Raw genomic sequence first — 22847 nt, forward strand, 5'->3', positions numbered from 1 at the left:
ATAAAGTTTCCCGCCCTAAATTACTTGCTCTTTTTATTGCTTTCCCTTATCGCTTGTTCGAAATCGGCGATAATGTCGCGCGGATCTTCGATACCGACGGACACGCGAATCATGTCGTCAGGAATTCCTGCGGCAAGCCTATCCTTCGGCGAAAGCTGAGAATGTGTACTTGTTGCCGGGTGCAGCACGCTTGTGCGGGCATCGCCCACATGCACCACCAAGGCAGCAACTTTCAAAGCCTTCACGAACGAGCGAATGGCAGCCTTGCCTCCCTTGAGACCAAAGGTCAGCACGCCGCTTCCGCCCTGATAATCGAAATACTTGCGAATGCGCTTGTTATTCGGGCTAGATTTGAGCGCCGGATAGTTGACCCAGTTTACCGCCGGATGCTTGGAGAGGTATTCCGCCAAGGCCAAAGCGTTAGAACTGTGCTGCGGCATGCGCAAATGGAGTGTTTCAAGGCCCAGGTTCAAAAGGAATGCATTGAAGGGGCTCTGGGCTGCACCGAAATCGCGCAAAAACTGGGCGCGGGCTTTGACAATGTAGGCAGCGCGGCCAAATTTTTCAGTGTAAGAAGTATTCGCGTACTGCGCATCGGGATTGACAAGATCCGGGAACTTTCCATTATTCCAGTTATAATTGCCACCATCAATCACGACACCGCCCAAGGCAATGGCGTGGCCGTCAATGTACTTGGTCGCAGAGTGAATGACGACATTCGCCCCATGCTTCAAGGGCTTCACCAAGAACGGCGTTGCAAGCGTGTTATCCACAAGGAACGGCACGTCGAATTCCTTGGCAAGCTTCGAGAACTTTTCAAAATCCAGAACGCCAAGCGCCGGGTTACCAATGGTTTCGCCGAAGACCAATTTTGTATTCGGGCGGAACGCCTTGCGGAGTTCTGCAATAGGAGCTTCCGGGTCAATAAAAGTCGTTTCGACACCTAGTTTAGAAAGTCGAACATCAAGCAGCGTGTAGGTTCCGCCATACACCGCCTTAGAGGCTACGATATGATCGCCCGCCTTCACCAAATTCGAAATAGCGAGCAATACGGCCGACTGTCCCGAAGCCGTTGCGACAGCGCCCACGCCGCCTTCCAACTCGGTAATTTTTGCTTCAAAAGCCGCTACCGTCGGGTTGCCCGTACGCGTATACTTATTGCCCGACTGCTTGAGGGCGAAAAGACGTTCTACTTCGTCAACATCTTCGTACTTGTAAGTGGTTGACTGGAAAATCGGCAATACGCGAGGTTCGCCCACTTTCGGCTTCCAGCCCGCCTGCAGGCACTTGGTGCCGAAATTCCAATTTGCCGGATTCGTAACATCCGCTGAGATTTTACTTGACTTTTTCGATGTTTTAATTGACATGTGAATCACTCTCCTTATAAATTTCAATGCGAAAAATAGAAAGGAGCTTTTGATTATTCCAATACTTTGTTCTTATACAGAATTATCAAATTTTTTTATACCGATGTGACGAAATGTGTTGCTATAATTTTTGATGATATCTAGATATTAAAAAAGTCTATTAGACATTTGTTTTTGCGACTTCTACATTTGGCTCAATGACAAAAAAAGTGGCAGTCGGTTTATCGGGCGGTGTAGATTCCGCCCTTTCGGCGTACCTGTTGCAAAAGCAGGGGTACGATGTGGTGGGCCTCACCATGGCAACGTGGGACGGCTCGGTGAATATGCCCGCAGTAGAAGGTCGTGAAGGCTGCTACGGCCCGAGCGAAGACAAAAATATTGAAGAAGCGAAACTGGTGGCAGACCGCTTGGGAATCCCGCATTATGTGGTTCCTGTCGCCGGCGAATATAAAACCAAGGTGCTGGATTATTTCCGCGCCGAATACCGCGCTGGTCGTACGCCGAACCCGTGCGTGCGTTGCAATCAGTCTATCAAGTTTGGCGCATTGCGTTTGGCCGCCCGCAAAATGGGAATTGAGTTTGATTATTTTGCCACCGGACATTACGCTCGTCTCGATTTCAAAAACGAGAACGAACCTTTTCTGTATCGCGCCTTAGATACGGGCAAGGATCAGACCTATTTTCTGTCTAGGCTTTCGGCGGAGCAGCTTTCGACGGTGCTTTTCCCGCTGGGAAACATGCATAAGCAAGATGTCAAGGCGCTTGCCGCTGAAATAGGCTGGGATGATTTTGCCACCAAGCGCGAAAGCCAGGATTTTATAGAATGCGGCGATTACTCGGTACTGTTTGAAGAATCGGACCAGGTGCCGGGTGATTTTGTCGATGTGAATGGCAAGGTGCTGGGTAAACACAAGGGTATTGTGAATTACACGGTGGGCCAGCGCAAGGGCTTGAATATTGGTGGGCAAAAGGAACCGCTTTTCGTGGTGGCGATAGATGCCGCCAAGAATCAGGTGGTTCTTGGCCCCCGTAGCGCGCTTTCTTGCATTCAGGTTTCTGCCATCGATTTGAACTTGATGGTCTCTGAAAACTCGCCACTGCTCAAGGGCCCGCTGGATGCCCATATTCGCTTGGGCCACAAGGGATCTCCCGCAAAGATTCTGGACCTGGAACCGGGCCGCATTCGCGTGGAATTCGAGACGCCGCAATTCGCTGCCGCCCCCGGCCAAGTTCTTGTGCTTTATGCCGGCGAAGGCGTCGTCGCCTCGGCGATTATTGATAAATAAATTATCTGCAGTGTCGCATTAGGGCTGCAATATATGCTTTGGCGTAGCGCGATGGCGTTACGCCTTTTCGCATCACGTAACCGATGGTCATTTTGTCGTGGACGTCGAGTTGCCTTGCGATAATGTTGCGGCCGTTGAGCTTGTGGCTGATCACGCCGGAGCAAATGGTGTAGCCGTCAAGGCCGATAAGTAGGTTGAAAAGCGTGGCGCGGTCGCGGACCTTGATATTGCGCGGACAATCGAAATCAATAGCGGTTAGGGGTTCTTCGGCAAAGTAGAAGGAATTGAAATCGCCCTGTTCGTAGGTCAGGTATGGATACGGCTTCAAGTCTTCTAGCGTGATTTTTTCTTTCTTGGCGAGCGGGTTTTTAGACGACATAAACACGTGCAAGGGGGTCGCAAAGAGCTCTTCAAAGACCAAATTGTTCTTTTGTATGAGTTTTTTTATGACTTTTTCGTTCTTATCGCTCAAATAAAGTACCCCAATTTCGCTTTTTAACTTCGCAATATCGTCAATAATTTCATTTGTTTGGGTCTCTCGGAGCGTAAAATCGTAGCTCGGACCACCGAATTTTCGGATGACATCGACGAATGCGTTGACCGCAAAAGAGTAATGCTGACAGCTCACGGAGAAGATGGTGTTGCCACTTTTTCCACCTTTGTAGCGGTCTTCCATGAGAGTCGCTTGTTCCAAAACTTGCCTTGCATAAGAAAGGAATTCATCACCCTCGTTAGTGATCGTGACGCCTTTATTGGAGCGGTTAAAGATGGTGACGCCCATTTCTTCTTCGAGGTCATGAATGGCCGCCGTAAGGCTCGGTTGCGAGATGAATACGCGCTTGGATGCTTCGGTAATATTGCGCGTATCGGCGATGGCGATGGCGTACTTAAGTTGTTGTAAAGTCATAGGGCTTTCTTATAGCTAGTTATTTAAATGTTTTTGTTTGTACCATAGGAAAAAGCTATGGTGAATGCCTAAAAAATAGTATTTTACCGATGGTGAAAAAGGAGATATATTTGGCGGCGTAATCGAAAAACAAACAAAAAAGGTAGGTAAAACACTATGAGCAATAAAAAAACATCTGTAATCGGTTTCCCGCGCATTGGTAAGGCCCGCGAACTCAAGTTTGCAAGCGAAAAGTTCTTCAAGGGCGAAATCTCCGAAGCGGAGCTCCAGAACGTCGCCGCCGAGATCCGTCAGTACGGTTGGGCAAAGCAGAAGGCCGCCGGCATCGACTTTATTCCTTCGAATGATTTCTCGTTCTACGATAACGTTCTCGATACCGCATTCTTGTTCGGCATTGTTCCGGAACGTTACAAGAGCTTGAACCTGAGCACGCTCGAAAAGTATTTCGCAGCCGCTCACGGTTACCAGGGCGAAAAGGGCGACGTGAAGGCCCTCCCCATGAAGAAGTGGTTCAATACGAACTACCACTACATTGTTCCGGAAATCGATGACGCTTCTGAATTCAAGGTGAATGATTCCAAGCCGGTGCAGGAATTCAACGAAGCAAAGGCTGCCGGAATCAAGACCGTGCCGACTTTGATTGGCGCCTACACGTTCCTCCGCTTGGCCCGCTATAATGGCAAGAAGCAGGCGAAGGATTTCGCCGCCTCTGCAGTAGCCGCTTACGCAAAGGTCGCTGAACTGCTCGCCGCTGCCGGTGCCGAATGGATCAGCTTTGCCGAACCCGCCTTGGTATTCGACGTGACCGCCGAAGAAAAGCAGCTCTTCAAGTCTATTTATGTGGAGCTCATCAAAAAGGTGCGTGCCGCAGGCCTCAAGATTGCCTTGCAGACTTACTTTGGCGATATCCGCGATGTGTATCAGGATGTGGCTGCCCTCGGTTTCGATGCCCTCGGTCTTGATTTTGTCGAAGGCCTCAAGTCGCTGGAACTCATCAAGTCTGGTTTCCCGAAGAATACGCTCCTGCTTGCCGGTATCGTGAACGGCAAGAACATCTGGCGTGCCGATTACGCCCAGAAGAATGCCTTGCTCGCCGAAATCGTGAGTGCTGTCGGTGCAGAAAACGTAGTGGTTGGAACTTCTTGCTCGCTGTTGCATGTGCCGTATACGGTCGCTGCTGAACAGAAGCTTCCTGCTGAAACGCTCCGTCACTTCGCCTTCGCCGAAGAAAAACTCGTTGAACTTGCTGAACTTGCAAGCGGTGACGCCGCTGCCCTTGAAAAGAATAAGGCTCTCTTTGCCACTCCGCGTGTGCAGGCAAATGCCAAGGTGCAGGCTGAACTTGCCGCCCTCAGTGCCGCTGACTTTGAACGCAAGCCGAGCCGCCTCGAACGTCGCGAAGTGCAGAAGGCTGAATTCAAGCTGCCCGCATTCCCGACGACCACAATCGGCTCCTTCCCGCAGACTGCTGAAGTCCGCGCAAACCGCGCCGCATTCCGCAAGGGTGAAATCTCCAAGGAACAGTATGTGGAATTCAACAAGAAGAAGATTGCCGAATGCATCAAGCTGCAAGAAGAAATCGGCCTCGACGTAATTGTCCACGGTGAATTCGAACGCAATGACATGGTGGAATATTTCGGCACGAAGATTGACGGCTTTATCTTTACGCAGAACGCTTGGGTGCAGAGCTATGGCACTCGTTGCGTGAAACCGCCTGTAGTTTGGGGCGACGTGAGCCGCAGTGCTCCGATTACCGTTGAATGGTCTGTATACGCCCAAAGCTGCACCAAGAAGCCGGTGAAGGGCATGCTCACGGGCCCGGTGACGATTCTCAACTGGTCTTTCCCGCGCGAAGACGTTTCGCTGAAGGTGCAGGCACAGGAAATCGGCTTCGCTATCCGCGACGAAGTCCTTGACCTTGAAAAGAACGGCATTCGCATTATTCAGATTGATGAAGCCGCCCTCCGCGAAAAGTTGCCGCTGCGTAAGAGCGACTGGCACAAGGAATACCTTGACTGGGCCATTCCGGCATTCCGCCTGGTGCATGCCAAGGTCAAGCCCGAAACGCAGATTCACACGCACATGTGCTATAGCGAATTCAACGACATCGTGCGCGATATCGACAACATGGACGCCGACGTGATCACCTTCGAAGCAAGCCGTTCTGACCTCAAGTTACTTGACGCCCTGAACGAAGCCAAGTTTGAAACTCAGGTGGGCCCGGGTGTGTATGACATTCACTCTCCGCGCGTTCCCTCGGAACAGGAAATTGTGGACGCTCTCCACAAGATCATTGCGAAAGTTCCGCAGCAGAATGTGTGGGTGAACCCCGATTGCGGCCTCAAGACCCGCGGCGAAACCGAAACGACGGCAAGCCTCAAGAATCTTGTGGCTGCTGCCAAGAAACTCCGCGCTGAATAATCCTCTTTGGAATATTCCTTGAACGAGGCGTCTCACGTTTTTTGCGTGAGGCGTTTTTTATTGCACTTCCGCTGAAATTATTATACATTAAGGATATGGATATCGCATCGAGTACATACCGCCGGATTTTTGTATTGGGCTCCGGATTCAGTAAATCGTTTTGCCCGCAGATGCCTACGCTGCGCGACTTGAACGAACTGATTCCCTTTGGAATTTCGGACGAGTTCCCGCACCTGCGTGATTACTGCAGGCGGTTTCTGGAGCTTTGCAATAACCAGGCCGAATACTTGAATATTGAAACACTTTCGACTTCGATTCTGTCGGCGCAGATTTTTCCCGGTGTGCGTGAAAGCCTTTACCATTCCAGTTTGCGTTTTGAACTGTTGCGCTTTATTGCGGGCGCCATTCGCCACGACCATGCGGTAGATTCCCAGTCGGCGACTATTCTCCGCAAGTTTTTGGCGGACTGTGTGAATTGCCCGAGCGAGGGCGTTCGCGATACTCTGTTGCTCAGCTTCAATTACGACACGCTGATTGAAAATATCATTGCCGACGATCCTAAAATGGGCGCGACCGTGGCGGTGGATTACGGTGTGCGTATTGATCCTGCCGACCGCAGTGCGGTTCGTGCGCCGCGTACCCATTCGATTGATTTGATCAAGCTGCATGGCTCGCTGAACTGGTATCCGGTCAAGGGTGCCTCTGACCCGCTGGATTTGAAAAACGTGTGCCAGGTGGAACCTTGTGACCGCAGTTTCCCGATTTACCGCGAAGATACTCCGATTTATATTCCGATGGCCCATGCCAAGGAATCGTTCTTGCGCGGGAGCCTGTTTAATTTGTTGTGGAGTAAGGCCGATTATTACCTCAAGAACGCTCAGGAGATTTTCTTCTTGGGTTACGGTTTCCCGAAGTCCGACATGAACAATCTGGAATTCCTGTTGAGGCACCGTGACCGCTTTAAGAAGGTGGTGGTGTTCGAGCGCGAAGGTCACCCCGATTTGGAACGCCTGCGGGCCCTCCTGGGCGATACTCTGGTGCAGTCCATGGACGCCAAGGAATTCTTGACTAAGTTCTAGGAGCGCGTAATTCGCGTTGCCGAGGTCTTGCTATATTTTGCACCGAAGGGTGCAAAAATGAAACTTTTTGGATTGGCCATATTTATGCTTGCGGGCATTGCATGTGCCCAATTGGTGCAAAAGAAGACGCCGACGGCTGCCGATTCCATTGATCTTGGCAACAAGAAAGGCCCGATTGTCTATTCGGACCCTAAAGAAAACGAAAAGTCAGCTATAAAAGATGCGACTATCGAAATGGACAGTCGCAAGATTTCAAACGATTCTACCGTCGGGACTTTGATTGGTGTCGGAGCTGAATTCGTGGGCGATGTCGTGAAAGGCATGCTTTCGCCCAATTCTGCTGAAACCGACGCTGTCGAACTTGAAAGAACGAGACGATAGGCTCGGGTTATCCCAAATACTTTTCGCCGGATTCTACGCTCTGGTAGATGAGCGTGTTGATGGTCATGGGACCCACACCGCCCGGAACCGGAGTGTAGGCGGATGCCACGTCATCAAGGCCCTTTTCGATATCGCCGACGCCACCCGGATGGTAGCCGGCATCAACCACGACGGCACCCTGCTTGATCCATTCCTTCTTGATGAATTCCGGCTTGCCCACGGCACCGACCAAGATGTCGGCCTGCTTCACGAATTCGGGCAGGTTTTCGGTCTTGCTGTGGCAAATGGTCACGGTGCAGTCTGCATTCAAGAGCATGAGAGCCATGGGCTTGCCAAGGATGGCACTGCGGCCAACAACCACGGCGTGCTTACCCTTGAGGGGAATGTTGTAGGCTTTCAGGAGGCGCATAATGCCAGCCGGCGTTGCGCAACCGTAAGCAGGTTCGCCCATTGCCATGCGGCCAAAGCCGAGGCAAGTCACGCCATCAACGTCTTTGCGGGCGTCAATGGCTTCGAAAGCGGCGCGTTCGTCGATGTGGCGCGGAACCGGGTGCTGCAGCAGAATGCCGTGTACGTCGTTGTTTTCGTTGAGTTCCTGAATCTTGTCGAGGAGTTCCTGCGTGGTGGTGTTCTTCGGGAGCACCACGCGGATGCTTTCCATGCCCACGCGGGCGCAGGCGTTGCCCTTCATCTTCACGTAAGTGGCGCTTGCCGGATCGTCACCCACCAAAATCGTTGCGAGGATCGGGGTCTTGCCCGTCTTTTCCTTGAGCTTTGCCACGCGGGCGCTGAGTTCTTCTTCAGTGGTCTTGGCAAGGGCCTTGCCGTCGAGGATGAGTGCTGCCATAAGTGTCTCCGGGGCGCAAAGTGCGCAGTTTTTGCCAAAAATAAAAAAAACACCCTGCATTTTGCAGGGTGCTTAAAGTGTTCTGTTGGAAATTCTTAGAACAGGTCCTTGAGGGAAGGGACCAAGGAGCAAACCAAAACCCACGGATAAGAAAGCGAGCCCTTGAGCCAACCGGTCGTAGAAGCGCTCTGAACAGCCGGAGTGCTTGCGGAAGCGGTCATGGCTTCGAGAGAGCTGCGGACGCCTTCGATAGAGGTATCGAAGGAGGCCTTGTTCTCGTTGGCTGAGCTAATGAAATTTTTGAATCTGGAATTCATACAATTTCCTTATTTTTCTCACTCTTATGTGTAAATTTAGTAACAAAAACCTTATCGTGCAACCCCTTTGTAAACCCTCGTTTACGGCAGTTGTGTAAGCTAAGTTGTTGCCTATTTGGATAAAAGCCTTTAAATTTCTCTAAAAACGGCAATTTTAGTTTAAAATTTTTTCTGGGAAATCGGAATTTTGTACTTTTTAGGGCAAAATGAAGGCTTCAAAAAGTGTTCACCATGCGTTCCTAAAAGTGTTTTCTATCTTTGGATGTGGCGTAAATCACTATAAATTGCGATGTAAGTCGCTATAAATCAAGGCGTTATATGAAAAATTTTGAGTATTTTTCGGCTTCTTTGGCACTGTCTTTGGTGCTGGTAGCTTGTGGTGGCGGTGAAAAACCCGCTGTAGACCCCGCTCCCGTGGCTGCTACGGCTGTTGCGGACTCGTCGAAACCGGATTTGAACAACCCCGTTGACCGCTATAGCTATGCGCTGGGCATGGATTTGGGCAAGGCTGTGGCGAATGTCAATGTCGACTTGAACATTGCCGTGCTCATGGGCGCCATCAAGGACCAGGTGGATTCTAGCCGCACAGTACTGATGAGTGATTCTGCGTCGGAATCGGCCTTGCAGGACTTGCTTTTGCAGATGCAGAAGAAGAAGGAAGCTGACGACAAGGCTCAGGCCCAGAAGGCTTTGGATGAACAGGCCAAGTTCTTTGCCGAAAACGCCAAGGATTCTACGGTCAAGAAGACTCCGAAGGGTGTGCAGTACAAGGTGATCAAGGCCGGTACGGGCATTTCTCCCAAGATGGGCGACAAGGTGCAGGTGCACTATATTGGCGCTCTCCTGGACGGCACGGAATTCGACAATAGCGTCAAGCGCGGCGAACCGCTGGAATTCCCGGTGGATGCCGTGATTGAAGGCTGGCAGGACTTGCTGCAGGTTATGAAGGAAGGCGACAAGGTGAAGGCTTGGATTCCGAGCGCCCTTGCCTATGGCGAAGCTGGCGTGCCCCCGATGATTCCGGCCAATGCGATGCTGGTGTTCGAGGTGGAACTCTTGAAGGTTTTTGCCGAAGTGCCTGCCATCGACAGCGCTGCTGTGGCTCCTGCTGCCCCTGCGGCTGCCCCGAAGGCTGAAACAAAGCCGGCAGAACCCGCCAAGGCCGAAGCGAAACCGGCTGAAAAGAAGGCTGAGGCTAAGCCCGCTGAAAAAAAGGCTGAGGCTAAGCCCGCTGAAAAAAAGGCTGAGGTAAAGCCTGCTGAAAAGAAGCCGGAAGCGAAGCCTGCCGAAGCAGCAAAACCCGCTGCCAAGCCGGCCGAAGCCGCGAAACCCGCTCCTAAGAAGTAACGTACTGCTAAATAATTATACGTTTATTGCCCCGCGCAAGCGGGGCTTACTTTATTGCAACCACTTCCTACTGCCTACTGTCTACTTCCTACTATTTTTTTAAATTTGCGGTGACACTTTTAACTTCCACTAGTGTTACAATGGTATGAACAGGAAAAATCTCCTTGACCGCATGACTTTTTCGAAACTCTACGAGGCTTACGCCCCGATGGTTTACAGACGCTGTGTGTTTTTGCTCAAGGATGATGCCGAAGCCAAGGATATGGTGCAAAACGTGTTTTTGCGCGTATACGAACATATCGATTCCCTGGATTTGTCACAACCGTCAAGCTTGTTGTGGAATACGGCGACCAGGCTTTGCCTGAACCGCATTCGCGACAAGAAACGCCGCGGGCTAGATGTGGATTCGAGCGAACTTTTGCTCACCATCGCCTGCGCCGAAGAAGATGACGGCGTGGAAGCCAGGGGACTTTTGGCAAAGATTTTTTCTAAGGAGCAGGAATCGACCCGCACGATTGCGACGCTGCATTATGTAGACGGCATGACTCTGGAAGAAACTGCTGAAACCGTTGGACTTTCGGTGAGCGGCGTGCGCAAGCGTTTGCGTACCCTGCAAGCCAAGATTAAAAATCTGGAGGTTGAAAGATGACATCTGTCAATAAAATTTCCGATTTCAAGCTGGAACGCTATTTGCTCGGGGAATTGCCCGAAAAAGAAATGCGCGATCTCCAGGAACGTGAACTGAGCGACGAAATCTTTGCCGCCCGCGTGCGCGAAATGCGTTTGCAGGGTAAGCGCTTTGTGGCAGAAAATCCGTTTGAGGCTTTGGAAGCGAAAATGGATGCTGCAGACGAGGCTGCCCATGACGAGGGCAACGTGATTTCTGGGGTGTGGCTCAAGGTAGCCGCAGCCCTGGTGATTGCACTCGGCGTGTTCTCCATGGTGATCTTGAATCGCGACGTATCGACTTACGACAGCAATGCAACTTCGATGGAAGTCGCTATGGCCGATGCCGACAATGGTACGCGAATCAAGGGTATGCAGGCTTCTTTGGAAGTCTGGAAAAAGACGGGTGACAGTGCCGTTCAAATGGTGAACCTGGGCAATGCCTACGAAGGCGACGAAATCCAGCTGCGTTACCGTGTTCCGCAAAAATGTTTTGGTATGCTCATTAGCATGGACGGCAACGGAACCGTTACGATGCACATGGGCGAGGGCAACAATGCCATTGAACTGGAGCCCGGCAAAATGACGACGCTTCCGTTCGCCTACAAGCTGGATAACGCTCCGAAATTTGAAAAGTTCTTCTTGCTGACTTCGCAGAATTCTTTTGCAATCAATGTAGATGATTTTGACAAGAGCTTGAAGCAGGCGGGGGTAGAAATGGTTTCATTTACGCTCCGTAAGGTGGAAAAGTAAGGGGGAGAAAATGAAGAAGATTTTGGGTAGAATTTTATTCTGCGATTTTTTGTCGGGTTCGGCTATTTTCTGCCTGGTTTGCCTGGTGGCGATTTTGGCGGCGGCGAGCAACGCCCATGCCGCTACGAATTCTGGCGAGATCGCAATTAACCGTTACGTGTTTGCCGTGAGTGCAAACAACGGTGGTAAGGGCCGCCCGGTGCTGCGCTATGCCGAAAGCGATGCCCGCGCCTTTGCGAATGTGCTTTCGCAGATGGGCGGTGTGTCTAAGCAGAATGTTTACCGTGTGACTGAACCTAGCGTTGCCTCTTTGCAAAGCCAGCTGGATGCGCTCGATAAAAAGCTGCAGGCTTCGAAGTCTGCGAAGGGTGCCGATGCGAATTCCCGCGAAGAAGTGCTGGTGTATTACAGCGGCCACGCCGATGAAAAGGGACTGCGCCTCGGTGAAGAAATTTACAGCTGGAAGGAATTCCGCAAGCGTGTGGATGCCTTGCATGCCGATGTGAAAATTGCCGTGATTGACGCTTGCGGCTCGGGCGCCATTACGCGCGCGAAGGGCGGTGTCGCTGTCCCTGCGTTCATGGTCGACAAAAGCAGCGACATGAAAGGCTACGCCTTTATCACCAGCAGCACTCAAGATGAGTCGAGCCAGGAAAGTGATAAGCTGAAGGGTTCCTTCTTCACGCATTCGCTGGTGAGCGGCCTTCGCGGCGCGGGCGACGTGAGCGGGGATGGCAAGGTGACGCTTTCTGAAGCTTATCAGTTTGCCTTCAACGAAACGCTCCAGAAAACGGAAGCTACGATGGGTGGCGCCCAGCACCCCAGCCGCGACATGAATTTGGCGGGCACCGGGGATGTGGTGATGACGGATTTGCGCAGCACGAGCGCAGGCTTGGAATTGGACGAGAATGTAGACGGTCACTTGTTCATCCGCGACGAAAAGGGTGAACTTGTCGCCGAACTTTACAAGAAATCTGGTCGCGCCATGAGCCTCGGGTTCCCTGCCGGCAAGTACAGCGTACGCTTGGAACGTCCTGCCGAATATAAGGAAGCATCGATCACGCTTTATGACAACAACCGTGCGCGTCTCGGCAAAAAGCAGTTCACGGCGGTCGCTGTCGAAAAGACGGCTCTTCGTGGCGAAATCAAGAGCGAACGTTCTTGCGCTAATGGCGATACGGCAAAATGCTCCCTGGATTCGCTTGACCGCAACGGAGTTTCTCGCACGACGTTTGGTTTTTACGACCGCGACAAGGATCCGCGCAAGGGCGTGCAGCTGGGCCTTTTTGCGACCAAGACGAAAGACTACATGGTCGGTTCGCAGGTGAGCTTGTTTGTGAACAGCGCAAGTAAAGATATGCGAGGCATTCAAATAACAGGTATCTTGAATATCGCGAACGAAAATATTGACGGCGCGCAGATTTCGGGTGCCGTGAACTATGCCGAAAGCGTTGATGGTTTGCAGCTATCCTATATCAACTGGGCGTCTGAAAAATCCGAAGGTGCGCAGATCGGTTTTGTGAACGCCGCTCTCGATACCATGCGCTACTTGCAGCTGGGTTTTGTGAATGCTTCTGAATACAGCAAGACTCACGTTGGTTTTGTGAACACGAGTATGGGCTCCAAAGTACAGGTCGGCTTTGTCAATGTGGCTAAGGACAATGATGTTCAGGTGGGCTTTACGAATGTGGCGGTCAATTCCCGTGTAGGCGTGGGCTTTGTGAATGCCACGGCTTGGGAAGGCGGCACGCAGGTGGGTTACGTGAATGTGGCGCCCAAGTCCAAGGGCCGCCAGGTGGGTTTTGTGAACGTTTGCTTGGAATGCGAAAAGACTCCGGTGGGCTTTATCAGCGTGGTCGGTAACGGTGTATGGTCTGCTACCACCTCCTTGAACGAAATGGGAGCTCTGGATCTTTCACTCCACTTGGGTACGGCTTATTTCTACACCGCCTTTGAATGGGCTCGTCCCTTTGAAAAGGGTGAAGGATTCGAACACTTTGAAGATCACTACGAAAGCGGTTATGGTATCGGTACGCAGTTCGGCAAGTACGGCAACCACTTTGAGTTGGAATACATGTTCTTGAATGCCTTCGAAAATGTTGCTTTCAGCGGTGAAAACAATTACAATTACCACCACCGCCTGCGCTTGGGCTTTGTACATAAGCTGTTCCCAGGGTTAGGCCTTACGGTGGGTGGCTCGCTGAACTGGGCGACGATTGGCGATGCGGACGAGATTTGGCTCAAGCCCTGGAACAACTACCACGACGATTTTGGTAGCGAAAAGCATAAGGCTCGTTGGTGGCCCGGCTTCTACTCGGGCATTACCGTGGGTAGATTCTAAAAGAAAAATTTATTCCGCGCAAAGCCTGCCGAGTTCATCCTTCTTTTCAAGGATGGTGCCGAGCAGGCTTTTGTAATCCATATCGGTTTCGTTGCGGAGCAATTCAGTGATTTCTATAACCGGCGCGTAGATTGGAGAGAGAGAGGTTCCCGAGAACGCCCTTCAGCGCGTGGGCCGCCTCGAAGGCGTCCTTCAGGTTTTTCCCTTCAATGGCATCTTTCAGTTTGCCGAAATTGGCTTCATTGGGGATGGTCGCCACGAGTTTCAAATAAAGAGCCTCGTTCCCGAAGCAGCGTGCAAGCCCTTCGGCGGTATTTGCCCCAAAAGTGTTCAGTTTATCGACGGTTATCATGCGCCCCTCCGGTGTTCAAGTTCCTTTTCGATGAAGGGCGCAAAGTCCTTCGGCGGAACCGGTTTAGAGAAGTAGTAGCCCTGGATAATCTGGCAACCCATTTCCTTGAGTATTTTGAGTTGGGAGGCTGTTTCCACGCCTTCTGCCACGGCAGGAATCTTGAGGAATTTTGCAATGTCCGCTACTAGTTCCACGAGTTTCAGGTCGCGTTCGCTCTTTTCCATGTTGCGCACAAACGACATGTCAATTTTCAAAATGTCGATGGGGAGCGTCGTAATCATGTTCAACGAAGAATATCCGGCGCCGAAATCGTCCATCTCGATGCGGAATCCCTTCTTGCGCAGGTTCTCGATGACTTCGATAAGGCGCTCCATGTTTTCGCAGTAGGCGCTCTCGGTCACTTCAAGCATGTATTCTTCCGGGGAAAGGCCGTTTTCTTCGAGGAGCCGCAGGAGCTTCGCTTCCAGTTCCGGATCCAGGATGTCAATGCGGGACACGTTCACGGAAACGGGTACCGTTACGCCGAATTCATCTTTCCATTTGCGAATTTGCTTTGCCACTTCGTTCCAGACAAAGTTGTCCACCTTCTGGATGAGCCCGTTCCCTTCGAACAGCGGAATAAAGTCGCCCGGACTGATGAATCCCAGCGTCGGATGTATCCAGCGGATAAGGGCTTCTGCACTGGTGAGCCGCGGGGTGTCGCCTTCGATGTTAAACTTGGGCTGGTAATAGACAACCAGGTTCTTGTTGTCTATGGCGCTTTGCAAGTCGCGGATGAGTGTTTCCTCGAACATGTAGCGGGAATGCATCTCATTGTTGTAGCGGGTGAACGATTGGCTTAGATCGCCACGGTTCTTGTCGCAGGCGGCTTTCGCGCGGTCGAACCAGGCCTCGATTTCTACGTTGCGGTCCACGTTTTCCCATAGGCCGCAGCGTACGCGGATGTGGTTTACCTCGAAGAATTCTGTAATGATTCCCTGGACAATGTCTCGGATGTTGTCGTAGTTTTCCTGGTGGGTCGCGAAGATGTAGAATGTATCCGCATCCGCACGGCAGGCGATGGCGTTCATGGAGGCGAGCTCCTTCTCGAGGGCTTCGCCGATTTCGGCAAGCAGGTGGTCGCCGAAATCTCTTCCGCAAAATTCGTTCACCAAATGGAATTGCTCAATGTCGAAGACGATTGCGTCGCGGGGAATGTCCCTGCTCCACAGCTCGATCTGGCGGATGTATTCAAAGAAGTAGTCCTTGGTGTAAAGGCCGGAAATATGATCGCGTTCCGTCTGGCGGATAATATCCCTGTCTTCGCAGAGCTCAATAATTCTTTCGCAGCGGGCGAGAACCACCTCGGGCATGTCGAAGGGTTTGGCGATAAAGTCGGCGGCGCCCAGTTTGAGGCTGCGGACTTCGGATTCCTTTTCGGAGGTCATCACGATGACCGGAATGCGCTTGAGTGTTTCGGTGGTTTCTCTTTTTTTCAGGAATTCAAACCCGTCCATCACGGGCATGAGTAGGTCCAATAGGATAAGCGAAAACCGCTTGTCTTGTCTGGAGAGTGCTGCGAGAGCATCCTTGGCGTTGTCGGCATATTCGACGTCGTAGTTCACGGAAAGGATATTACCCAGGATTTCGCGGTTTACCACCTCGTCGTCTACGATAAGGACGTGTCTTTTGATGGTAGTGATCTGGCGTAGTTTTTTCATTTGAAAAAATTCCTTGTATCCGTAGATAAATATATGTAAAAAGAAACAAAAAAATAACAACGTGCGCGACAAAGCGTTTTTTTTAGATATCTTTAAAACAGAATTACCAGAATACGAGGTCCCCATGTTCGGTCGACACCTTCCCCTGAGCGAGCAGGCATTGCAAGTTATCGAGCAAATCGGCGAAGACATGCCGGGTGGCTTTTTTATTTACAAGGCGACAGGTAACGAGGAACTGCTTTACGCGAACAAGGCCGTGTTCAAGATTTTCGGCTGCGAAACGCTCGAGGAATTCAAGGAACTCACGGGTTACACTTTCAAGGGGATGCTCTACCCGGACGACTATGAGAAGGTTTCCGCGACCATTGCGGACCAGATCGAAAAAAGCCAAGGTAACCTAGACTACGTGGAATACCGCATTGTCCGTAAGGATGGCAAGATCCGCTGGCTCGATGACTACGGCCATTACGTGAATTCCGATGTGTATGGCGGGCTATTCTATGTGTTTATTTCGGACATTACCGAAAAGCGTGTGCAGATGGAGGCGGACAAGGCCGTATACACTGCGGTGATTGATGCGTTGAGCCGTGCCTACAATGCCGTGTGGCTTATCAATGACATTGCGACCGGGAGCTTTTCGCTATTCCGTGCCGACACTTCCGAAGGCAGTATCCACGCAAGGCCCACCAAGGAGGCCTTGGAACTGCTCACCTACGAAGACGCCAAGGCGAACTACATCAAAAACTTTGTCGCCCCGTCGGACAGGGATCGCTTGAGAAAGGAACTGACGCTTGAAAACATTATTGCGAACACCACGAGCAAGAAGGTTTTCGGCGTAGTATTCAAGCGCGTCGTGGGTGACAAGGAATGCTATTACCGCATCGAGTTTGCACAGGTGCAGCTCCCCAACGGCAAGACCGGCATTGTGGCGGGTTTCAAGGACGTAGACGAGGATGTGCGCAAGGAACAGGAAATACAGCAGGTGCTGCGCGACGCCATCGATTCGGCAAATGCCTCCAGCAAGGCGAAGAGCGACTTCCTCTCTAGTATGAGCCACGATATCCGCACGCCCATGAACGGGATTATCGGCATGACGGCAATCGCGACGGCCCATCTGGATGACCGGGAGCGTGTGGAGGACTGCCTCAAGAAAATTTCGGAAGCCTCGAGCCACTTGCTTTCGCTCATCAACGAGGTGCTTGACATGAACAAGATCGAGTCGGGCAAAGTGGAACTGAACGAGGAAAACTTCAACCTCTCGGAGCTTGTGAACACGCTGCTTGCCATGACCAAGGCTCAGCTCGAAAGCCACCGCCACAAATTGAAGGTGAACATTGCGGATGTAATCCACGAACATGTCATTGGCGATAGCCACCGCATTCAGCAGGTGTTCGTGAACTTGATGAGCAATGCTATCAAGTATACTCCCGATGGCGGGACCATCTCCTTGACGGTAGCGGAACGGCCTACCAACGCCCATGGTATAGCCTGCTATGAATTTGTCTTTGAAGACAACGGCATTGGCATGACGGAGGATTTCCAGAAGCACCTGTTTGAGCCGTTCACGCGCGCAAACGACAAGAAGACTGCCGCCATACAGGGAACGGGGCTCGGTATGACAATCTCGCAGAGCCTGGTGCGCATGATGGGTGGCGACATCCAAGTGAAAAGCAAGCCCGGGGAAGGGTCGCGCTTTACTGTTACCGTCTACTTGAAATTTGTGGACGTGCAGAACGCGGAATCCCACAAGGAAGACCCGCTCAAGAATCTGGAAGACTTGAAGTTCGAGGGCAAGCGCATCTTGCTGGTGGAAGACCATCCGGTGAATGCGGAAATCGCGAAGAACGTGTTGCAAATGACGGGGCTCGAAGTGGAATGGGTCGTGGACGGCGAAGCGGCTGTAGAACGGATGGCAAACAGCAAGGAAGGCGAATTCGACCTGGTGTTCATGGATATCCAGATGCCGAACATGGACGGCTACCAGGCGACGGCGGCCATCAGGGCCATGACGACCTACGCAAGGAGAATTCCCATCGTGGCGATGACCGCGAACGCCTTTGCCGACGATATCCGCAGGGCGAAGGAGGTTGGCATGAACGGTCATATTTCCAAGCCGCTGGACTTTAATGAATTGGCTAGAATCTTGCAGAAGTGGATAAGGGTGTAGATTTATGTTGTTTGAAAAAGGTCAAAAATCTTGTGTCTTGTGCGCATGGGCGCTCTCCTTCGGGTGTGCGCTAGGCTGGGGCGCCTTCGTAATGCCCGCCACCACGCTCCTACCGATTGCAGGCCCCCTAGGGACGGTTATCGCCCTCGTGCTTGGCGCCGCGCTGATGGGCGTTATTGCCTACAATTTTCATATCATGATGAACCGTATTCCCGGCACGGGAAGCGTGTTCTCCTTTACCAAGCAGCTTTTCGGTTACGACCATTCCTTCCTTTGCACCTGGGCCACGGCGCTTGCGTACTTGGCGGTACTGTGGGCCAACATGTCGGCCTTCGTGCTGTTTATCCGTTTCTTGTTCGGCCCCGTACTGCAAAGGGGATTCTGTTACAGCATCATGGGTTGCGAGGTTTGGGCAGGGGAACTGTTTACCACGCTTGCGATTATACTCCTGTTCGGATTTATCAGTTGCATGAATACGAATGTGCTGCGCTGGGTGAACACGGTGCTTGCGCTCCTGTTCTTTGGCGGTGTAGTGGGCCTGTTTGCAATTGTCGCCAGCAAGGGCGGAATAGACTTTTCGCACATGAGTCCGGCGTTTGCGACGGCGGGTACCGCGAAGGGGCATGCTCCCTTGATGCAGATTGTGAATGTGCTGGTGCTTGCCCCCTGGGCGTTTGTAGGCTTTGGCGTGGTGAGCTTTGCCTCTTCGACTTACCGGTTCAAGCCGAAATACAGTTTTGCGATTATGATGGCCGCCCTTGTTGCCGGTGCCATCGTCTATTCCCTCACCGCGCTGCTTTCGGTCTCGGTGACCCCCGCGAATTTTGGCGACTGGGAAGCTTATTTTACCAACCTGAAGAACCTCAAGGGCATTGAATCTGTCCCGGTATTCCACGCCGTTTTCAAGACCCTCGGTAACGGCGGCATTGTGCTGCTCGCCATCACCGTCATGGCGGCCATTTCTACGAGCCTTCTTGGGCTTTACCGTTCGCTCGGGCGCATGTTCATGAGCCTTGCCAACGATTCCGTGATGCCGGCCTGGTTCGGACATACCAACCGCCACGGCGCCACTAACCACAGCATTATCTACGTGATGCTCCTTTCCTGCATTATTCCGTTCTTCGGGAGAACCGCTATCGGTTGGATTGTAGACATCACCTCTATCAGTGCCTCCATCATCTACCTATATGTGTCTGCGGGTATTGTCAAGATGGCGCGCGGCGAAACCGGCAAGCGCAAGACGGTAATGAACTTTACCGGAACGCTGGGTATCGTCATCTCTACGTTCTTTTTCTTCTTCCCGCTTACGCCGACGCTCTGGAACATGAATACCATTGCCACGGAATCCTTCATGATTCTGATGGCGTGGAGCATTGTCGGGTTCATTGTCTACAGGGCAGTATTCATGCATGACCAGGAGAATCGATTTGGCAAGTCGGCCATTATGTGGGTGACTATGCTGTTCATATTGCTGTTCTCGGCCGTCATGTGGGAACGTCAAGTCACCAACGACGAAACCGAAGATGTCATTGCGCACATTACCGAGTTCCATACGGGATTGCACCAGAAGATGCATGTCCCCATGACCGAAGGCCAGATGATTCAGGAAAAGGACTTCATGGAAGAGCAGATGAACCTTGTCCGCGATTCCCAGCTGAAGAACAACCTGGTAGAAACTCTCTTCATCGTCCTGTGCATTTTCATCGTGGTGAACATTTACCGCACGCAGCAGCAACGCGAACAGAAATTGGACCACGAAAAGCATATTGCCGAGGAATCCAACAAGGCAAAGACCATATTCCTTTCGAACATGAGCCATGACCTGCGCACGCCCATGAATGCCATTATCGGCTACACCAACCTGGCGCGTAAACCGGAGGCAAGCCCCGAACAAATCCAGAAATACTTGGCCAAGATTGATTCCTCTAACATGTACTTGATGGCCCTCATCAACGACATGCTCGAAATGAGCCGCATCGAAATCGGGAAGATGGAACTGGAAGAGCGACCCACCGACCTGCGGAAAATGATGGACGAAATCCGTGACATGTTCGAGGCGCAGATGGTGGGCAAGAACATCGCCTTTGCCGTGAAATACGACGGCCTCAGGAACCCAGTGGTGCTCTGCGACAGGAACCGCATGAACCGCGTGATTCTGAACCTGGTCAGCAATTCCTTCAAGTTTACTTCGGAAGGCGGGCACGTGTCAGTGAGCCTCGTCGAAAAGGAATGTGTTGAAGAGGGCAAGGCTGCATTCGAAATCCGCGTGAAGGATGACGGCGTCGGCATTTCGCCCGAGTTTGCAGACCGCGTGTTCGATGCCTTCGAGCGTGAGCGTGTTTCGACCATCAGCGGCGTGCAGGGAACGGGCCTCGGGCTTGCGATTGCAAAGAACGTGGTGTCGTTGATGGGCGGGACAATCAAGTTTGAATCGACAGTCGGCAAGGGGACGGAATTCTTCGTGAATGTGGTGCTGAAGACGGCCGCAGGCACGGATGTTCCCGAAAGCGACGGGCGCAATATTTCTTTTGCGGCCAAGGCGGATTTCACGAACATGCGCCTATTGCTGGTGGAAGACATGGAAGTGAATCGCGAACTGGCCAAAATCATTCTCGAAAGTCTCGGGTTCAAGGTCGAGATGGCGGTAAACGGCAAGCAGGCGGTCGAAATGGTGGAGAAGAACCCTGCCGGCTACTACAACGGGATTGTCATGGATATCCAGATGCCTGTGATGGACGGTTGCGAAGCGAGTCGCCAGATTCGTGCCATGCCCGACAAGAAAAAGGCCGGCGTTCCCATTATCGCCATGACCGCGAACGCCTTTGGCGATGACCTCAAAAAGTCGAAAGATGCCGGCATGAACGCTCACCTGGCAAAGCCCATCGATGTCGGCATGCTCACGGAAACACTTGTGCAGTGGGTACGGTAGCAGAACACGGGAAGAAATTATGACTTATTCAATTATTGGCATCCTGGCGACAATCCTTTTGCTTATTGGCAACCGCGACGTGTTGCGGAAGCAGCGCGAGTCGGAGTATTCGCGTACCCGCCTGTATTACCGCCGATTCTTGCTTGGCGTGCTTGTGTACTACATCACCGACATGCTGTGGGGCTTGCTGGACGAACAGCGCCTGACTAGCCTCCAGTTTATCGATACTACCGTCTATTTCGTGGCCATGATAGCGACGGTCGTGCTGTGGGCGCGCTACGTGGTGTCTTATCTCAACCGCAAGAATTTTTTCGAAAAGTGGCTCTTGCGCACGGGACAAGCCATCTTCGGTGTATTCCTTATCTTTATCGTCATCAATTTCTTCTATCCGGTGTTTTTCTGGTTCGATGACCAAGGCGTTTACCACACCGCATTCATGCGGCATGCGGCACTTTTGGTACAAATTGCGATGTTCCTTTCTACATCAATCTATACTTTTTACATGACCGCGAAGACGCAGGGCGATATCCGCCAGCGGCACTTGACTATCGGGCTCTTTGGCCTTGCCATGGTGGTGATGATAGCCTTCCAGGTGTTCTTCCCCCTGTGGCCCTTCTATGCGATGGGCTGCATGATCGGCATAACCCTCTTGCATAGTTTTGTGCTCGAGGATGAAACAGAGGAATACCGCCGCGAACTGGAGCGGAGCCGCGAGGCGCTCAAGGAAGCACTAGCTGCCGCCGAAAAGGCAAGCAAGGCGAAGACGGTGTTTCTTTCCAACATGAGCCACGAAATCCGCACGCCCATGAATGCCATCATCGGACTAAATAGTATCGCCTTGGGCGATGCGGGTATCTCAGAGGCCACGAGGGAGCACTTGCAGAAAATCGGGACGTCGGCGCATCACCTGCTGGGCGTTATCAACGACATCCTGGATATCAGCCGCATCGAATCGGGCAGCATGTCGCTCAAGAATGCGGAATTCTCGTTCGTGCAAGAACTCGAGCAGGTGAACGCTATCGTGACGGCGCAGTGCCACGACAAGAAAATCCGTTACAGTTGCGATGTGAAGGGCGGGGTGTCCAACTGCTATATCGGCGACGAGATGAAACTCAGACAGGTGCTGATAAACATTCTCGGGAATGCCGTCAAGTTCACTCCCGAAGGCGGCTCCGTTTCGCTTGTGGTGGAAGCGCTCGCGGTCGACGGGGAAAAATGCCCCCTGCGCTTTACCGTAGAAGATTCGGGAATCGGTATCGGCAAGGATTTTATGCCGCGCATGTTCGAAGCTTTTGCGCTGGAAGACGAATCCTACACCAGCAAGCACGGCAGTACGGGCCTAGGGCTTTCTATTACCAAGAGCATCGTGGAACTGATGGATGGGCGCATCGATGTGGAAAGCGAGAAGGGCGTCGGTTCCAAGTTCACCGTTACCGTCACGCTGCAGAAGTCTCCGCACAATGGAGGTGGACTTTGCTCGTCGGGCGGACAGCGCGAAAAACCGCGCGCGACACTTTCCGGAAGAAAGGTGCTGCTCGCCGAAGATCTCCCTGTAAATGCGGAAATTATGGCGATGGTGCTTTCGATGCGCGAGATGAAGGCGGAACGCGCGGAAAACGGGCGCATTGCCGTAGAGATGTTCAAGTCGCATGAACCGGGCTACTATTCCGCAATCCTTATGGACGTGCGCATGCCCGAAATGGACGGTCTCGAGGCGACCCGCGTCATCCGTTCCATGGACCGCGAAGACGCGAAGCGCATTCCCATTATCGCGCTCACCGCGAACGCCTTCGATGAAGACGTGCAGAACAGCCTGCAGGCGGGCCTGAACGCCCATCTGAGCAAACCCGTGGAACCCGACGTACTCTTCGAGACGCTCGAGGAATTGCTGTAATCCATATTTTTTTTTGGTGAAGGTAACACATTTCGTTCCCTCGGGTGTTACAATGGCAAATAGGGCCTCCTATTTGCTATTTTTGTGAGAACG

The 22847-nt window shown here is 52.1% G+C and carries 17 protein-coding genes; 11 read left to right on the forward strand and 6 right to left on the reverse strand.

What is annotated here, in order from left to right; genetic code table 11:
- Positions 1–20: 20 nt before the first annotated feature.
- Positions 21–1367 (reverse strand): O-acetylhomoserine aminocarboxypropyltransferase/cysteine synthase family protein, encoded by a 1347-nt coding sequence (locus tag BUA40_RS02505; protein ID WP_072797969.1) that lies wholly within the window; start codon positions 1365–1367, stop codon positions 21–23.
- A 197-nt stretch (positions 1368–1564) separates the two neighbouring features.
- Between BUA40_RS02505 and mnmA the strand changes: the two genes are divergently transcribed.
- A complete protein-coding gene (mnmA, locus tag BUA40_RS02510) occupies positions 1565–2653 on the forward strand; it encodes a tRNA 2-thiouridine(34) synthase MnmA (RefSeq protein ID WP_072797970.1) in 1089 nt (362 codons plus the stop codon).
- A gap of 1 nt (position 2654) precedes the next feature.
- Here mnmA and BUA40_RS02515 read toward each other — a convergent pair whose 3' ends face one another.
- Positions 2655–3560: a LysR family transcriptional regulator gene (locus tag BUA40_RS02515; protein ID WP_072797971.1), complete on the reverse strand. Its 906-nt coding sequence runs from the start codon at positions 3558–3560 to the stop codon at positions 2655–2657.
- 156 nt (positions 3561–3716) lie between these two features.
- On the opposite strand from BUA40_RS02515, the gene metE reads away from it, so the two are divergent.
- The 3 genes from metE to BUA40_RS02530 all read left to right on the forward strand — a co-directional run bounded on the left by metE (position 3717) and on the right by BUA40_RS02530 (position 7441).
- Positions 3717–5981 (forward strand): 5-methyltetrahydropteroyltriglutamate--homocysteine S-methyltransferase, encoded by a 2265-nt coding sequence (gene metE, locus BUA40_RS02520; RefSeq protein WP_072797978.1) that lies wholly within the window; start codon positions 3717–3719, stop codon positions 5979–5981.
- A 95-nt stretch (positions 5982–6076) separates the two neighbouring features.
- Positions 6077–7060 (forward strand): hypothetical protein, encoded by a 984-nt coding sequence (locus BUA40_RS02525; protein WP_072797979.1) that lies wholly within the window; start codon positions 6077–6079, stop codon positions 7058–7060.
- A 57-nt stretch (positions 7061–7117) separates the two neighbouring features.
- Positions 7118–7441, forward strand: a complete 324-nt coding sequence (locus BUA40_RS02530) for a hypothetical protein (RefSeq protein ID WP_143149668.1) — start codon at positions 7118–7120, stop codon at positions 7439–7441.
- A gap of 7 nt (positions 7442–7448) precedes the next feature.
- Here the strand turns inward: BUA40_RS02530 and folD are convergent, their stop codons facing one another.
- Positions 7449–8288 (reverse strand): bifunctional methylenetetrahydrofolate dehydrogenase/methenyltetrahydrofolate cyclohydrolase FolD, encoded by an 840-nt coding sequence (gene folD / locus BUA40_RS02535; protein WP_072798351.1) that lies wholly within the window; start codon positions 8286–8288, stop codon positions 7449–7451.
- Between the two features lie 95 nt (positions 8289–8383).
- Entirely contained in the window at positions 8384–8605 is a 222-nt protein-coding gene (locus tag BUA40_RS02540; protein ID WP_072797981.1) for a hypothetical protein, read from the reverse strand.
- Between the two features lie 348 nt (positions 8606–8953).
- Between BUA40_RS02540 and BUA40_RS02545 the strand changes: the two genes are divergently transcribed.
- The 4 genes from BUA40_RS02545 (at position 8954) to BUA40_RS02560 (ending at position 13712) form a co-directional block, all read left to right on the forward strand.
- Complete coding sequence (locus BUA40_RS02545) at positions 8954–9952, forward strand: FKBP-type peptidyl-prolyl cis-trans isomerase (RefSeq protein WP_255369167.1); 999 nt, start codon at positions 8954–8956, stop codon at positions 9950–9952.
- A 145-nt stretch (positions 9953–10097) separates the two neighbouring features.
- Positions 10098–10601 (forward strand): RNA polymerase sigma factor, encoded by a 504-nt coding sequence (locus BUA40_RS02550; RefSeq protein ID WP_072797983.1) that lies wholly within the window; start codon positions 10098–10100, stop codon positions 10599–10601.
- Positions 10598–11371: a hypothetical protein gene (locus tag BUA40_RS02555; RefSeq protein ID WP_072797985.1), complete on the forward strand. Its 774-nt coding sequence runs from the start codon at positions 10598–10600 to the stop codon at positions 11369–11371. The genes BUA40_RS02550 and BUA40_RS02555 overlap by 4 nt, the downstream gene beginning before the upstream one ends.
- Positions 11372–11381: 10 nt before the next feature.
- Positions 11382–13712, forward strand: coding sequence for a caspase family protein (locus tag BUA40_RS02560; RefSeq protein ID WP_072797986.1), 2331 nt, complete (start codon positions 11382–11384; stop codon positions 13710–13712).
- A 103-nt stretch (positions 13713–13815) separates the two neighbouring features.
- Here the strand turns inward: BUA40_RS02560 and BUA40_RS02565 are convergent, their stop codons facing one another.
- Entirely contained in the window at positions 13816–14064 is a 249-nt protein-coding gene (locus BUA40_RS02565; protein WP_072797988.1) for an Hpt domain-containing protein, read from the reverse strand.
- Positions 14061–15764, reverse strand: coding sequence for a putative bifunctional diguanylate cyclase/phosphodiesterase (locus tag BUA40_RS02570; protein ID WP_072797991.1), 1704 nt, complete (start codon positions 15762–15764; stop codon positions 14061–14063). The genes BUA40_RS02565 and BUA40_RS02570 overlap by 4 nt, the downstream gene beginning before the upstream one ends.
- A gap of 124 nt (positions 15765–15888) precedes the next feature.
- Between BUA40_RS02570 and BUA40_RS02575 the strand changes: the two genes are divergently transcribed.
- Genes BUA40_RS02575 through BUA40_RS02585 form a run of 3 tightly spaced genes read left to right on the forward strand, consistent with a single transcriptional unit; the run spans position 15889 to position 22754 of the window.
- Positions 15889–17931, forward strand: coding sequence for a hybrid sensor histidine kinase/response regulator (locus BUA40_RS02575; protein WP_072797993.1), 2043 nt, complete (start codon positions 15889–15891; stop codon positions 17929–17931).
- A gap of 4 nt (positions 17932–17935) precedes the next feature.
- Positions 17936–20860 (forward strand): ATP-binding response regulator, encoded by a 2925-nt coding sequence (locus tag BUA40_RS02580; protein ID WP_072797995.1) that lies wholly within the window; start codon positions 17936–17938, stop codon positions 20858–20860.
- Positions 20861–20879: 19 nt separating this feature from the next.
- Complete coding sequence (locus BUA40_RS02585; RefSeq protein ID WP_072797997.1) at positions 20880–22754, forward strand: hybrid sensor histidine kinase/response regulator; 1875 nt, start codon at positions 20880–20882, stop codon at positions 22752–22754.
- Positions 22755–22847: the final 93 nt, after the last annotated feature.

The organism is Fibrobacter sp. UWT2, assembly GCF_900142545.1.
Taxonomy (GTDB): Bacteria; Fibrobacterota; Fibrobacteria; order Fibrobacterales; family Fibrobacteraceae; genus Fibrobacter.